Here is a 12,685-nt window from a genome sequence, read left to right as displayed (position 1 = left end):
ACCCCAGTCCGCGGTTGCGTAGAACACGAACTCGAGTCTTCGAGAGCAGAGTGATGAGTAATACGCTTCCCCAAGATCGGTACCCGAGCGCGACTCGCACGGGCGGTTCCAAGAAGTGGATCGTGTGGGCTCTGACCGCCATCGTCATCGTCGTCGGCACCGGTATCGCCTACATCGGATACACCAAGTTCTCGGTGAAAGAGATCACGACCGAGACGATCTCGTACGACATCGTCGACAACTCGACCATGAAGATCCGGTTCACCGTCACGCGCGACGACCCCAGCCAGGAAGCTGTCTGCATCGTTCGTGCCCGCTCCAAGGGCGGATCCGAAACCGGCCGACGCGAGGTCTACATTCCCGCGACGACGTACCAGACCCTGGAGTTCAACACCGAGATCAAGACGTCCCTCCCACCAGGCATGGCCGACGTCTTCGGCTGCAGCCTCGATGTCCCGGAGTATCTGACTAAAAACTGACTGCGCCTACTACCCGCCCCGTCCGACGTTTGAGTTCGGACAGGGCGGGTAGTCCTGCGTGATAGAATTGCTTGGTACACGGTTCCGGGTGGAACCGTGTATTGCTGCATTGACGGCCAGGTTGGCGTCGAACGCAGCGTTGACGGCAAGATCACGCCTAGTCCAGGCGCGTTCGAGCCGTTGTTTATTGCTGTTGCAGTGAGTTCAGTGCTGTTGCGGTGAGTTCATTGCTGTCGCAGTGATCTGTCGAGGGAGCCCCCGGCTCCGACTACTAGGGAGTGATCGAGATGACCGAGACCCAGGTGACCTGGCTTACGCAGGAATCACATGACAGGCTCAAGAAGGAACTCGACCAGCTCATCGCGTACCGCCCCATCATCGCCGCCGAGATCAACGAGCGTCGCGAAGAGGGCGACCTGAAGGAGAACGGCGGCTACCACGCTGCACGTGAGGATCAGGGGCAGCAGGAAGCTCGGATCCGCCAGCTTCAGGATCTGCTCAACAGCGCAAAGGTCGGCGAAGCACCCACCCAGTCCGGTGTTGCACTCCCGGGTTCGGTAGTGAAGGTGTACTACGACGGTGACGAGAGCGACACCGAGACCTTCCTGATCGCGACCCGCGAAGAGGGTGCCCGCGACGCCAAGCTCGAGGTCTACTCCCCCAACTCTCCGTTGGGTAGCGCACTTCTCGAAGCCAAGGAAGGCGAGACTCGCGAGTACAACCTGCCTAACGGCGGCACCATGAAGGTCACGCTGGTCAGCGCGGAGCCGTACCACAGCTGATCAGTTACACACGAAACAGAACGTCGCCCGGACACATGCGTCCGGGCGACGTTTTTTCGTGCCTAGATCACTCGTCGTGCCTTCATACCCACAAAGATCGGACCGACTTTCACGACGTCGCCGAAGGTCGGCGCGTGCAGCATCTGGCCGTTTCCGACGTAGATCGCGACGTGCCCCGGCCCGCCCGCCTGCCAGTTTCCGAACAGCAGATCACCCGGTTGGGCTTGATCGAGGGGGATCTCGACGCCAACTCCCCATTGGGTTTCCGACGTGCGTGGCAAGGTGATTCCGGTCGCGGCATGGATGGCGTACGACGTCAGTCCCGAGCAGTCGAAACCGCCCATCGACGGACCGTTGATGTTGCCTCCGCCCCACACGTACGGCAGTCCCAGGAATTTCAGTCCGGCTTGGACTACACCGCCCACCGCGGCTGCGAGGTTGTTGTAATTGAACGGCGCCAGCATCAGCGCAAAGGAATCCTGCAACGACGTGACTTGCGCGACGAAGGGCGCCGCAGCCTGATCCTGCGGAACTCCGTGCGCGGCCCGCACTGCCTCGGGTCCGACGTCGTATGCGGCCAGTGCCAGTTCGACGGTATCGCCCTGAACCTCCCCTGACTGCTGCCACGACTGGGCCTGCTTGACCAGTTCACACAGCCGGTATCCGGTTGTCATCACGGGGTCCGCGACACCGAAGATGTCCATCTTGCCGTCACCGTCGCCGTCCTTGCCGTAGGCCGTCCACGCTGCTGTGGTGAATCGGCCAGGCCCGCGCCCACCCTCTTCCGATACTTCTGCGCCGGGGCCGTATTGAAAGCCGCTGCGCGTCGAGTACAGCGATGCCACCACTGCCGGGGTTATCTCCGAACAGATTGCGCCCGCCTTCTTGACCCACGGAGCAAATACCGCGACCGCTCCGACCGGTGCCAGAGCAGCGCCGGGAAAATTGGACGGCACCGAGGGCACAAGCCCTTCCGGATTCTCCTGTGTTCGGGCCGGTCCACTCCAGGACGCCAGGGAAACCTCCACGGCGGGAGCTGCCTTGACCTCGGAGACTTCGGCGGGCGTCCCCACAGTCGCTGCTATCACCCCCAACGCCGTACCGATCGACACAGTGATCGCCAGAACCCTCACTGCCATCAAAAAACCTCCGATAACTTAAGCGATCCACGAGCCGGCCGAACCTGTCGGTGACACCGTTTACGATTTCGAACATGCATTCGATACCCCCGGTGGCGCACCAACCTGTAACCAATGTCTCATTTATCACGTCAGACGTTACCCAAATGACCACATACCCCAAGGCTTTTCTCAGGTTCGACGGGCAGTCTGTGGACATGAGCGACGATCGGACACGGCCCACTCGGGCTCGCACATCGGCATACCGACCCGTTCACCTCGCACTTGCTGCGACGGCTGTTGCGGGCGCCATCGCAAGTGGCGGCTTATCCCTCGTTTCCAACCCCACCGACAGTTCCACGACGTCGGCCATCTCCACCGACACCACCTCGAATCATGTGGCCGCATCGCGGCTGGTCGTAGCCAGCGGGTTCGGCGTTCCGGACGCCGTCTCCAACGGTTCGTGAACGCACCTCGCGCCGCAACCGAATGGCTCACCTGGGGCGTCCAAGCCAGAGTTGTCGTCACCGATCCCGGCGCCCTCGCGTCGGCGGCAAATCTCGTGCGGGGCTATCTGAGCGCTGCCGACGCGGCAACCAATCGCGATCGCGCAGATTCTGAGATCCGCACATTCGGATCCGGGCCGGACCTCGAGGTCGACGGCGCCGCCATCACTCCGATGTTTGCGCATTTCCTGACCGACGCACTTGCGATCGCGCGCCTCACCGACGGCAAACTCACCCCGACGGCAGGCTCGCGAGATCCGCACTCCTGGTGGAAGATCCGCGTCGAGGGCAACCGGGTATTCAGCCCAGCAGACGTTGCCCTCGATCTTTCCGCCACCGCGCGTGCCAGTTCCGCAGATCATTGCGCCGCGACCACTGCTGAGCTTCTCGGCTGCGGCGTTTTGGTTGCACTGGGCGGCGACATAGCCGTGGCTGGACCGTCACCGGAAAGCGGCTGGCAGATTCAGGTTCAGGACCTCCCCGGCGACCCTACGTGCCAGGTCGCCGTCCCCTCCGGGTGCGGCATCGCAACGGCCAGTACCGTCAAGCCACTTGCCCGGGAATCGACGGCAACATCCATGTGGCGGACGGTATCGGTGATTGCCGAATCCTGCGCGGAGGCAGCAGCACTGAGCCGGGTAGCCGTGGGAATGAGCGGCTCGGCCATCGATTGGCTGCACAAGCTGGATCGTCCGGCCCGCTTGGTCGACCAAGAGTTCCGAGTAACCACCCTGGCGGGGTGGCCGGACGACTGACACTGTGCGCCTTTGTTAACCGCCCGCGGTTAACAAAGGCGCACAGCAAAAGTGTTACGCCAGCGCCTGCTCGATATCGCCGACCAGGTCGGAAGCATCCTCGATACCAACCGACAGGCGAACCAGGTCGTCGGGAACCTCGAGCGCGGAACCGGCCGTCGACGCGTGGGTCATGGCGCCGGGGAACTCGATGAGCGATTCGACGCCGCCGAGAGATTCTGCGAGCGTGAAGATCTCGGTGCGCGAGCACAAGTCGAGAGCGGCAGCTTTGCCGCCCTTGAGTCGCACGGAGATCATGCCGCCGAATCGGCGCATCTGCTTGGCCGCAACCTTGTGCGACGGATGCGAGGCGAGGCCCGGGTAGATGACGCTCGCGACGGCGGGGTGCCCGTCGAGCAGTTCGACAACCTTTTCGGCGTTGTCGCTGTGACGCTCCATCCGCAAAGCCAGCGTCTTGATGCCGCGCAAGGTGAGGAACGCGTCGAACGGACCGGGGACACCGCCGGAACCGTTCTGCAGGAACCCGAAAGCATGGTCGAGTTCTTCGTCGTCGCAGACCAGTGCGCCACCGACCACATCGGAGTGTCCACCGATGTACTTGGTAGTGGAATGCAGAGCGACGTCGGCACCCAACTGCAGGGGCTGCTGCAAGTACGGCGAGGCAAAGGTGTTGTCCACCACAATCTTTGCGTTGCCCTCATGCGCAACCTCGGCCAAGAGCTCGATGTCACCGATGTTGAGCAGCGGGTTCGTGGGTGTTTCCACCCACACCAGCTTGGTGTTGGGGCGCATCGCTGCGCGCACCGCGTCGACGTCCGACACCGGAGCCGGAGTGTATTCGATGCCCCACTGCGTGAAGACCTTGTCGATGAGCCGGAAGGTTCCGCCATAGGCGTCGTCGGGAATGACGAGGTGGTCACCCGGGCGCAGAACGGATCGAAGGAGGCAGTCCGTGGCAGCCATACCCGAGCTGAAAGCCCGACCGTAGCTACCTGATTCGAGTGCCGCAAGGTTCGCTTCGAGCGGTCGACGAGTGGGATTGCCCGTGCGTGCGTACTCGAATCCACTGCGCATCCCGCCCACACCGTCTTGCGCGAAGGTAGAACTCGCGTAGATCGGAACGTTGACGGCACCGGTCAGCGGATCAGGCTCGTAGCCCGCGTGTACCGCCTTCGTGGAGAAACCCTGCCAGCTGATGTTGTCGGCCTTGCTGCGTTGCTCGCTCATGCCCACCAGACTAGTAGCCACCCCGCCGATGCAGGGCGGCTGTGTCAGTTCTCGACCAACTCCACGACCCTGATTGCCGCATCCAGCGCGGCGGTCTCGGTGAGGTCCGAGCTGTACAACACCATGGTCATGTGGGTGCGAGAAAGTACAGTGATCGTCAGACCACCTTTGGCAACCGCCCCTAACTTTGTCAGTCGCGGGTCCTGCAGGTCGTATCCGCTCTTCGCCATCGTGTTGCGCGTGCTCTCCGAGTTGTCCAGCGTCAAGGACGTGATCGCCAGAGACCGGCCGCCCTCCATCCAGATGCACCCGTTCGGCATGTCGTTAGGAGGGCCGTAGGTTTCGACAATGTCACGGACTGCCGGCATAAGCGTCGAGCACTTCACCGTCCCGGAGAAGGCAGGTGCGACAGAGATCGTCGGCCTAACCGTCGTAGGAGCCGTCGTAGGCGCTGACTTCACCGGCGGGGCGGTGGGCGACGCAGTAACCTTTGCCCCCGATGCCGCTTGCGGAGTGCCCGCAACCGTCGAACTACACGACGTCGCCACCAGCACGGCAGCAAGAACACCGATACAGCCGACAAGTTTGTCCCCCATGGGCGCTGACGCTACCGTCCGGGGGACAAACTCGGATGTCTCAGGATCCGGCGCTGAGGAATCCCAAAAGGTCGTGGCGTGTGATGACACCGACGGGCTTGCCGTCGTCCACGACCATAAGCGCGTCGGTGTCGCCGAGCGCCTTGGTAGCGGCCGAGACCGGCTCGCCTGATCCGATAAGCGGGAACGGCGCACTCATGTGCTTTTCGACCGAATCGGCAAGCTGCGCACGGCCTTCGAAGACGGCGCTGAGCAGATCCCGTTCGGTGACACTGCCGGCAACCTCGCCTGCCATGACGGGCGGTTCAGCGCCGACCACCGGCATCTGAGACACACCGTATTCACGCAGGATCTCGATGGCGTCGCGCAGGGTTTCCGACGGGTGAGTATGCACGAGGTCGGGCAGTTCTCCCGACTTTCCGCGCAGCACGTCGCCAACGGTGGGGACATTTGCCTTGCCGTCGAGCGGGGTCCGCAAAAAGCCGTACGACGCCATCCACTGGTCGTTGAAGATCTTGGACAGGTAGCCGCGGCCACCGTCGGGAAGGAGCACGACAACAAGTGCGTCGGGGCCTTCGCGCTTGGCGACTTCGAGTGCCGCGACGACAGCCATGCCGCACGATCCACCGACCAGCAGGCCTTCTTCACGGGCGAGACGACGCGTCATCTCGAAGGAGTCCGCATCAGACACAGCGATGATCTCGTCCGGGATGGACGGATCGTAGGCGGTGGGCCAGAAATCTTCGCCGACGCCTTCGACCAGGTACGGGCGACCGGTGCCGCCGGAGTAGACGGAACCTTCGGGATCGACGCCGACAACCTTGACGGTGCCCCCGGACACTTCCTTCAGGTAGCGGCCGGTGCCTGTAATGGTTCCGCCGGTGCCGACGCCTGCGACGAAGTGCGTGATCTTGCCGTCGGTGTCAGCCCAGATCTCGGGGCCGGTGGTCTCGTAGTGGCTTGCCGGTCCGCCCGGGTTGGAATACTGGTTGGGCTTCCAGGCGCCCGGAATCTCACGGGTGAGGCGATCGGAGACGCTGTAGTAGCTGTTGGGGTGCTCGGGTGCGACGGCTGTGGGGCAGACGACCACCTCGGCTCCGTAAGCACGCAGAACGTTTCGCTTGTCCTCGCTGACCTTGTCAGGGCAGACGAACACACACTTGTATCCGCGTTTCTGAGCGACGAGAGCCAGGCCGATTCCGGTGTTACCTGACGTGGGTTCGACGATGGTGCCGCCCGGCTTCAATTCTCCGGAGGCTTCCGCCGCGTCGATCATCTTGACGGCGATACGGTCCTTGGAGCTACCGCCCGGGTTGAGGTACTCGACCTTGGCTGCCACGGTGCCGTAATTCTCGCCCGTGACGGACGTGAGTTTGACGAGTGGGGTGTTGCCGATGAGGTCTACGACGTGTTCCGCGATGCGCATCGCTCCATGTTCCCAGATCCGACGAATCGCTGCGCGTAGACGTCGGGCGAAGGCGCCACGATCCGGCTAGATTGACCATTGTGAGTCGGACCGGAGTGAAAGCGTCGGTGGCCACAGTGGTGGCCGGGTCGAGCGCCGGCACGGCGACGTGGCTGGCATACCACTATCTGATGTCGCAGGCCGGTGCCGCACGCGGCGTGATCGGACGCAATGTCTCCAAACCACCCGAAGCCGACGGTGTGTATTCCCCGGGCGTCGACGCACCGGAGCGGTGGTGGCGTGGTGTTCCGTTCGACCTCCATCTGATGATCTTCGGCGATTCGTCAGCCGCCGGCGTGGGCGCCGTGACGGCAGACGAGGTACCGGGAGTCCGGATCGCGAAGCTCCTCGCGGAGGAAACCGGGAAGCGAATCCGTTTGAGCACCAAGGCCATCGGCGGCGCAACGTCGCGGGGGCTGAGCGGGCAGGTCGACGCCATGTTCATTGCCGGCGCGGCGCCGGACGCGGCAGTGATCCTGATCGGCGCAAACGACGTGACTGCCAAGAACGCTATTCGAGCGTCGGCCAGACGGCTCGGCGACGCGGTGCGACGCTTGCGTGAGAGCGGCGCCGTCGTCGTGGTGGGCACGTGTCCCGATCTGGGGGTGGTCACCGCGATCCCGCAACCGCTGCGAACCGTCGTCCGCGAGTGGGGGCACCGTTTGGCCGCAGCGCAGGCGTCGGCGACAAAAGCTGCGGGCGGGCATCCCGTTCCGCTGGCCGATCTGCTCGCAAAAGAATTCCTCGCGTCACCTGACACCATGTTCTCGGCTGATCGCTTCCACCCGTCGGCGGCCGGCTACGAGCTGGCAGCCCGCCAGATAGTGCCGGTGCTCGCTGCGGCGCTGGGCGAATGGACCGGCGGGCCACTCCCCGATCTCCCCCAGGTCTCGGACGCCGCTCAGGCCCAGACGATGACTGCCCGCGTCTCCACGGCACTACATCGCGTCGGGTGGATCGGACAGCCGAAACCTGCAGTACAGGAGCTTGGCGACGACTGAGTGAGACTGCCTGACCCCTACTTGCGGTCGGCAACGTAAATTGGCACTCGAAGCTGCATTCATCTTGCCCTGCACGTCGCGCAGTCGCCTGCACCGACCACGCAGTACACAAAAGGAGTTTTCATGCCCGAGGCAGTAATCGTCTCAGCAGTACGGTCGCCCATCGGCCGCGCAATGAAGGGTTCGCTCAAGGACATCCGCCCGGATGACCTCGCTACCCAGATGGTTGCAGCCGCGCTGGCGAAGATCCCGGAGCTCGATCCCACCGAGATCGACGACCTCATCATGGGTTGCGGCCAGCCTGCCGGACAGTCGGGCTTCAACATCGCCCGCGTCGTCGCAGTTCAGCTGGGCTACGACTTCCTCCCCGGCGTGACCGTCAACCGTTACTGCTCCTCGTCGCTGCAGACCACCCGCATGGCCCTGCACGCCATCCGCGCAGGCGAGGGCGACGTCTTCATCTCCGCCGGCGTCGAGTCCGTCTCCAGCTTCGTCACGGGCAACGCAGACGGCCTGCCGAACACCAAGAACCCGCTCTTCGACGCAGCCCAGGCTCGTAGCGCCAAGCTCGCCGAAGGTGGAGTCGCCTGGACCGATCCTCGCGAAGAAGGCCTGCTCCCCGACGTCTACCTGGGCATGGGCCAGACGGCCGAGAACGTTGCCTCCGCTACCGGCATCAGCCGCGAAGATCAGGACCGCTTCGCTGTTCGCAGCCAGAACCGCGCAGAGGAAGCCATCAACCGTGGCTTCTTCGAGCGTGAGATCACCCCGGTCACCCTCGCCGACGGCACCGTCGTCTCCAAGGATGACGGCCCGCGCGCCGGCACCACCTACGAAGGCATCAGCGGCCTCAAGCCCGTCTTCCGTCCCGACGGCACCGTCACCGCCGGCAATGCCTGCCCGCTCAACGACGGCGCTGCCGCTCTGGTGATCATGTCCGACACCAAGGCCAAGGCTCTGGGTCTGACGCCCCTCGCCCGCATCGTCTCCACCGGCGTCTCGGGTCTGTCCCCCGAGATCATGGGCCTCGGCCCGATCCAGGCCGTCAAGAACGCCCTGAAGTTCGCGGGCAAGTCGATCTCCGACATCGACCTGTTCGAGATCAACGAGGCATTCGCGGTCCAGGTTATCGGCTCTGCTCGTGAACTCGGCATCGACGAGGACAAGCTCAACATCTCCGGTGGCGCGCTGGCACTTGGCCACCCCTTCGGCATGACCGGTGCACGCATCACCAACACCCTGATCAACAACCTGCGCGAGCAGGACAAGACCTTCGGCGTCGAGACCATGTGTGTCGGTGGCGGACAGGGCATGGCAATGGTGATCGAGCGCCTCAGCTGATCTCCTGAACTGCTGAAAGCGGCCACCCAGCTTCTCGCTGGGTGGCCGCTTTTGTGCTCTATGCCTTCGTGAATCCCTGAGCGAAGCTTCCCAACTCGCGGATCAACTCTCGCGCGGCATCGTCTTCGCGCGCTACCGCTGCTCTGGCTTCCTCCGACCATCCCTGGCGCAGTAGCCTTTTCGCGGCGAGGACCGCAGGCCCGACATTGCCTGCAATCTGGGCAGCCGCTTCCTGGGCGCGCGCACGCACGCTGTCGGCAGGCACTGCTGCGGCAGCCAGACCGAACTCCGCGGCTTCCACCCCACTGAGCCAACGCGCTGTCAGCAGGAGCTCCGACGCACGTTGAGTACCAATCACTTTGGCCAGCATCCAACTGCTCGCCGCCTCCGGCGCCGTCCCCAGGGATGTGAACGGGGCCCGCAACCTGGCGTCCTCGGCAACATAGACGACATCGCAGAACAGCAGCATCGTCAATCCGATTCCGACAGCAACGCCATGCACGGCGGCGACGAGCGGCTTCGGAAACTCCACCAAAGCCACGATCAACGGCGCAAACGCGTGGCCGAAATCAGCGGTGTCCGCTCCCGGTTCGGAGAGTGCACGAAGGTCAACTCCGCTCGAGAACGCCTTGCCGGCACCTTCGATCACGACAACCGCGACGGTGGGATCTGCTGCTGCGTCGTCGAGCGCTGTGGTCAGAGCCCGGAAGCCCGCCGGGGCGAAGGCGTTGAGCCGTTCGGGATTATTGAGCGTCACGGTCCGCACTGATCCGTTGTCCGAAACGAGTACAGGTGTCGACATGGGATATACGTACGCCCTTCATCAATCGAGAACCAAGCAACTGCTAGGTCCAAGCACCGTAACCCGACCGCACCGACAGGAGAAGGGAAACCCGGTCTATACGGTCAATGCCAGTACCTCCCTCGACTCAGCTACGGTCAGGAAAGACGAAATGGAGGATTCGAACGTGGACAATGAGGTTTCTCAGCCGATGGTGCCGATCGGTTTCGACATCGCCTGGTCTGTGATGATGATCCTGTGGATCGTTCTCACGGTGGCAGCGGTGGTGTCCATCGTGAGATCCGATGCCGATCCAGTCGCAAAGATCGGTTGGTCGGCCCTCGCCGTCATCCTGCCGATCCTCGGACCGGCGGCGTGGTTCCTCGCGAGCAGGCTTCGACAGAACGCACTATGACAAAAAATGGCCCCCGCATATCGCGGAGGCCATTCTTGTTACCAGGAGTTATCAGTCGCGACTGAAGTAGCTCAGCAGGCGCAGGATCTCGACGTACAGCCACACCAAGGTGACGGTGAGGCCGAGTGCGACGCCCCAGGCTGCCTTCTCCGGAGCCTGAGCGCGGATCAGCTGATCAGCGGCATCGAAGTCGAGGAGGAAGCTGAAGGCTGCAAGACCGATGCAGACGAGGCTGAAGATGATGGCGATCGGGCCACCGTCACGCAGACCCAGCCCGCCGTCGATAAAGAAGCTGGCGACGAGGTTACCGAGAGCCAAGACCACGACGCCGATCAAGGCACCGATGATCATGCGGGTCAGTCGCGGCGTCACACGAATGGCGCCGGTCTTGTAGACCACGAGCATGCCGAAGAACACACCGAACGTGCCGAGAACTGCCTGTGAGATCAGCACCGAAGCCGATACACCGCCGGCCGCTTCGATCGGGGCTGTGAACATGAATGACAGAGCACCCAGGAAGAGACCCTCGAACGCGGCATAAGCCAGCACGATGGCCGGGTTGTCCATCTTGCGACCGAAAGTCGCAACGAGAACCAGAACAAGTCCGACCAAACCGCCGACGATCACGAACGGCGATGCGAGACTCGGGTCGTTGTTCACGAGGAAGTACGAGACCAGTGCGGTCAACGCGAGCACACCGAGCGTCATGCCCGTCTTGGTGACAACGTCGTCGATTGTCATGGCCCGCGAGGTGGGACCGGTCTGATAGGGCTCGGCCGGAGCGTACTGCGGCTGACCGAACTGCTGGGTGACCTGCGAGGCGCCCGCCGTCGCAGATCCGAACGAGGCGTATCCGTTGCCCTCTTGCTTGGGCAGATTGCGGAACACCGGGTTGCTGGTGGTGCGCACCGTGATCATCCCTTCATCGTGGTGACCTGCGACGGATGCGTCGCGGGTTCGCCGAACGGATCCGAGTTTCCGACCGGTCCGTGTACTTACAAAAAGTAAAGCACTCGTAATTTACAACGTCGAAGCAGGCGCCGTAGTTCCCGGCGCGTTTCCGGTACGTCAACAGTTTCCGATACTAGGACGCTTTGATCGATCGCATGACGATGAACTTCGCATTCTTGGCCATCGCCTCACTCGCACCGACCGCAGCTTTCAACGGTTCCCGGTACCCCAGATGAGCGTTGTGCACGGTCCAGAGCTGCCCGCCCGGACGCAGCACCCGACCCGCTGCCTCGAACAACTTGAGCGCGCCACCGGTGTGAACGGCGGCACCGACGTGGAACGGCGGATTCAGGAGAACAAGGTCAACACTGGCGTCTGGCAGGGTGCTGATGGCGTCGTCGCGCAGACCACGCACCCGATCTGCGACTCCGTTGGCCGACGCCGTGGCCAACGCCGACGCCACCGCCGCTGACGACTGGTCGGTGGCAACCACCTGCGCGTCTGCGAACTTCAGAGCGATCGCCGTCGCCAGAATGCCGCTGCCGCAGCCCAAGTCGACGATGTCGCGGGGGGTGATGTCGATCTTTCCCAGGTTCTCGAGCAACAACCGGGTTCCGATGTCGAGGCTTGCACCGGCAAACACCGCTCCGTGCGCGACTACATCGAGACCGAATTCGTCGAGCCACTCGGTCATCGGGAATGTGACCGCGACATCGGGCTTCGGCTCGGCGGCCCGCAGAACCCGGGACTTCTGTCTGCCTCGCGACGCGCTAACCGATGAAAAGGACTCTGCAAGAACCTTGTTCATGGCCGGGGTGATGTGCTTGTCGCGCCCGCCCGCGAAGACGCGCACCTCCGGATCGGCGTGGAGCGCGATCAACTGGCTGATCTCCCCCAGTTCGGCGAGGCTGCGAGGCAACTGCATGAGGACAACACGAGCGCCACGCAGCAGATCCTCATCGAGTCCGTGCGACGTGTAGTGCTCGGTGAAGCCGAGTTCGCGGGCGTTGTTCGCCAACGCCAGTTCACCGGTGAGCGGATCCTGGTGAACCCGCACCTCGGACCGGCCGTGCTCGAGAACCGCTCCGGCGGTCAACGCGCCGTAATGATCGCCGATCACCACCACTGATCCTGACGGCGCCGCCGCAAGTGCGTCGGCGGCCTCGTCGAGAATCAGCCGATCGGCAGCGTCGACGGCAAAAAGATTGGGTGCCTCGATGTCGGGAAAACGGCGGAGTCGATCGAACATTTCGGGGGTGTCGGACATG

14 protein-coding genes are annotated in these 12,685 nt (G+C 63.3%); 7 read left to right on the top strand and 7 right to left on the bottom strand.

Features of this window, described 5'->3' with window-relative positions; translation table 11 throughout:
- Window positions 1-53: 53 nt before the first annotated feature.
- Together FFI94_RS07810 and greA are read left to right on the top strand one after the other, a co-directional pair.
- Window positions 54-479, top strand: a complete 426-nt coding sequence (locus FFI94_RS07810) for a DUF4307 domain-containing protein (RefSeq protein ID WP_185993155.1) — start codon at window positions 54-56, stop codon at window positions 477-479.
- Window positions 480-766: 287 nt separating this feature from the next.
- The gene (gene greA / locus FFI94_RS07805; protein ID WP_033234619.1) at window positions 767-1,261 is read left to right on the top strand and encodes a transcription elongation factor GreA; all 495 of its coding nucleotides are present in this window, start codon (window positions 767-769) and stop codon (window positions 1,259-1,261) included.
- 62 nt (window positions 1,262-1,323) lie between these two features.
- Here the strand turns inward: greA and FFI94_RS07800 are convergent, their stop codons facing one another.
- Window positions 1,324-2,400: a bifunctional lysozyme/C40 family peptidase gene (locus FFI94_RS07800; RefSeq protein ID WP_138872467.1), complete on the bottom strand. Its 1,077-nt coding sequence runs from the start codon at window positions 2,398-2,400 to the stop codon at window positions 1,324-1,326.
- Between the two features lie 197 nt (window positions 2,401-2,597).
- Between FFI94_RS07800 and FFI94_RS07795 the strand changes: the two genes are divergently transcribed.
- The gene (locus FFI94_RS07795; RefSeq protein ID WP_138872466.1) at window positions 2,598-2,846 is read left to right on the top strand and encodes a hypothetical protein; all 249 of its coding nucleotides are present in this window, start codon (window positions 2,598-2,600) and stop codon (window positions 2,844-2,846) included.
- Entirely contained in the window at window positions 2,843-3,640 is a 798-nt protein-coding gene (locus FFI94_RS07790; RefSeq protein ID WP_138872465.1) for an FAD:protein FMN transferase, read from the top strand. The genes FFI94_RS07795 and FFI94_RS07790 overlap by 4 nt, the downstream gene beginning before the upstream one ends.
- 54 nt (window positions 3,641-3,694) lie before the next feature.
- On the opposite strand, the gene FFI94_RS07785 is transcribed toward FFI94_RS07790, so the two are convergent.
- Genes FFI94_RS07785 through FFI94_RS07775 form a run of 3 tightly spaced genes read right to left on the bottom strand, consistent with a single transcriptional unit; the run spans window position 3,695 to window position 6,889 of the window.
- Entirely contained in the window at window positions 3,695-4,867 is a 1,173-nt protein-coding gene (locus FFI94_RS07785) for a cystathionine gamma-synthase (protein ID WP_138872464.1), read from the bottom strand.
- A 44-nt stretch (window positions 4,868-4,911) separates the two neighbouring features.
- The gene (locus tag FFI94_RS07780; RefSeq protein ID WP_138872463.1) at window positions 4,912-5,463 is read right to left on the bottom strand and encodes a hypothetical protein; all 552 of its coding nucleotides are present in this window, start codon (window positions 5,461-5,463) and stop codon (window positions 4,912-4,914) included.
- Between the two features lie 40 nt (window positions 5,464-5,503).
- Window positions 5,504-6,889 (bottom strand): cystathionine beta-synthase, encoded by a 1,386-nt coding sequence (locus tag FFI94_RS07775; protein WP_138872462.1) that lies wholly within the window; start codon window positions 6,887-6,889, stop codon window positions 5,504-5,506.
- An 80-nt stretch (window positions 6,890-6,969) separates the two neighbouring features.
- Here FFI94_RS07775 and FFI94_RS07770 point away from each other — a divergent pair, with 80 nt between their 5' ends.
- On the top strand, window positions 6,970-7,929 hold the full coding sequence (locus tag FFI94_RS07770) for an SGNH/GDSL hydrolase family protein (protein ID WP_260683930.1): 960 nt from the start codon (window positions 6,970-6,972) through the stop codon (window positions 7,927-7,929).
- A gap of 123 nt (window positions 7,930-8,052) precedes the next feature.
- A complete protein-coding gene (locus tag FFI94_RS07765; RefSeq protein WP_033234533.1) occupies window positions 8,053-9,270 on the top strand; it encodes an acetyl-CoA C-acetyltransferase in 1,218 nt (405 codons plus the stop codon).
- Window positions 9,271-9,328: 58 nt separating this feature from the next.
- Here the strand turns inward: FFI94_RS07765 and FFI94_RS07760 are convergent, their stop codons facing one another.
- On the bottom strand, window positions 9,329-10,072 hold the full coding sequence (locus tag FFI94_RS07760) for an enoyl-CoA hydratase/isomerase family protein (protein ID WP_138872460.1): 744 nt from the start codon (window positions 10,070-10,072) through the stop codon (window positions 9,329-9,331).
- 151 nt (window positions 10,073-10,223) lie between these two features.
- Here FFI94_RS07760 and FFI94_RS33605 point away from each other — a divergent pair, with 151 nt between their 5' ends.
- Window positions 10,224-10,466, top strand: coding sequence for a PLD nuclease N-terminal domain-containing protein (locus FFI94_RS33605; protein WP_185993154.1), 243 nt, complete (start codon window positions 10,224-10,226; stop codon window positions 10,464-10,466).
- Window positions 10,467-10,517: 51 nt separating this feature from the next.
- Here the strand turns inward: FFI94_RS33605 and FFI94_RS07750 are convergent, their stop codons facing one another.
- Window positions 10,518-11,375 carry a Bax inhibitor-1/YccA family protein gene (locus tag FFI94_RS07750; protein ID WP_172937472.1) on the bottom strand — a complete coding sequence of 286 codons (858 nt, stop codon included), beginning with the start codon at window positions 11,373-11,375 and terminating at the stop codon, window positions 10,518-10,520.
- A 175-nt stretch (window positions 11,376-11,550) separates the two neighbouring features.
- Complete coding sequence (locus FFI94_RS07745; protein ID WP_138872458.1) at window positions 11,551-12,684, bottom strand: methyltransferase; 1,134 nt, start codon at window positions 12,682-12,684, stop codon at window positions 11,551-11,553.
- Window position 12,685: the final 1 nt, after the last annotated feature.

It is taken from the genome of Rhodococcus sp. KBS0724, from assembly GCF_005938745.2.
In the GTDB taxonomy this organism is placed as follows: domain Bacteria; phylum Actinomycetota; class Actinomycetes; order Mycobacteriales; family Mycobacteriaceae; genus Rhodococcus_F.
This window is presented reverse-complemented; position numbering and strand designations above follow the sequence as displayed.

Excerpts from the sequence above, each read along its gene's own strand:
- FFI94_RS07795 (WP_138872466.1), top strand. The coding sequence starts at position 2,598 with ATGAGCGACGATCGGACACGGCCCACTCGGGCTCGCACATCGGCATAC.
- FFI94_RS07810 (WP_185993155.1), top strand. The coding sequence starts at position 54 with ATGAGTAATACGCTTCCCCAAGATCGGTACCCGAGCGCGACTCGCACG.
- FFI94_RS07775 (WP_138872462.1), bottom strand. The coding sequence starts at position 6,889 with ATGCGCATCGCGGAACACGTCGTAGACCTCATCGGCAACACCCCACTC.
- FFI94_RS07800 (WP_138872467.1), bottom strand. The coding sequence starts at position 2,400 with ATGGCAGTGAGGGTTCTGGCGATCACTGTGTCGATCGGTACGGCGTTG.
- FFI94_RS33605 (WP_185993154.1), top strand. The coding sequence starts at position 10,224 with ATGGAGGATTCGAACGTGGACAATGAGGTTTCTCAGCCGATGGTGCCG.
- FFI94_RS07765 (WP_033234533.1), top strand. The coding sequence starts at position 8,053 with ATGCCCGAGGCAGTAATCGTCTCAGCAGTACGGTCGCCCATCGGCCGC.
- FFI94_RS07780 (WP_138872463.1), bottom strand. The coding sequence starts at position 5,463 with ATGGGGGACAAACTTGTCGGCTGTATCGGTGTTCTTGCTGCCGTGCTG.
- FFI94_RS07785 (WP_138872464.1), bottom strand. The coding sequence starts at position 4,867 with ATGAGCGAGCAACGCAGCAAGGCCGACAACATCAGCTGGCAGGGTTTC.
- FFI94_RS07745 (WP_138872458.1), bottom strand. The coding sequence starts at position 12,684 with ATGTCCGACACCCCCGAAATGTTCGATCGACTCCGCCGTTTTCCCGAC.
- FFI94_RS07760 (WP_138872460.1), bottom strand. The coding sequence starts at position 10,072 with ATGTCGACACCTGTACTCGTTTCGGACAACGGATCAGTGCGGACCGTG.
- greA (WP_033234619.1), top strand. The coding sequence starts at position 767 with ATGACCGAGACCCAGGTGACCTGGCTTACGCAGGAATCACATGACAGG.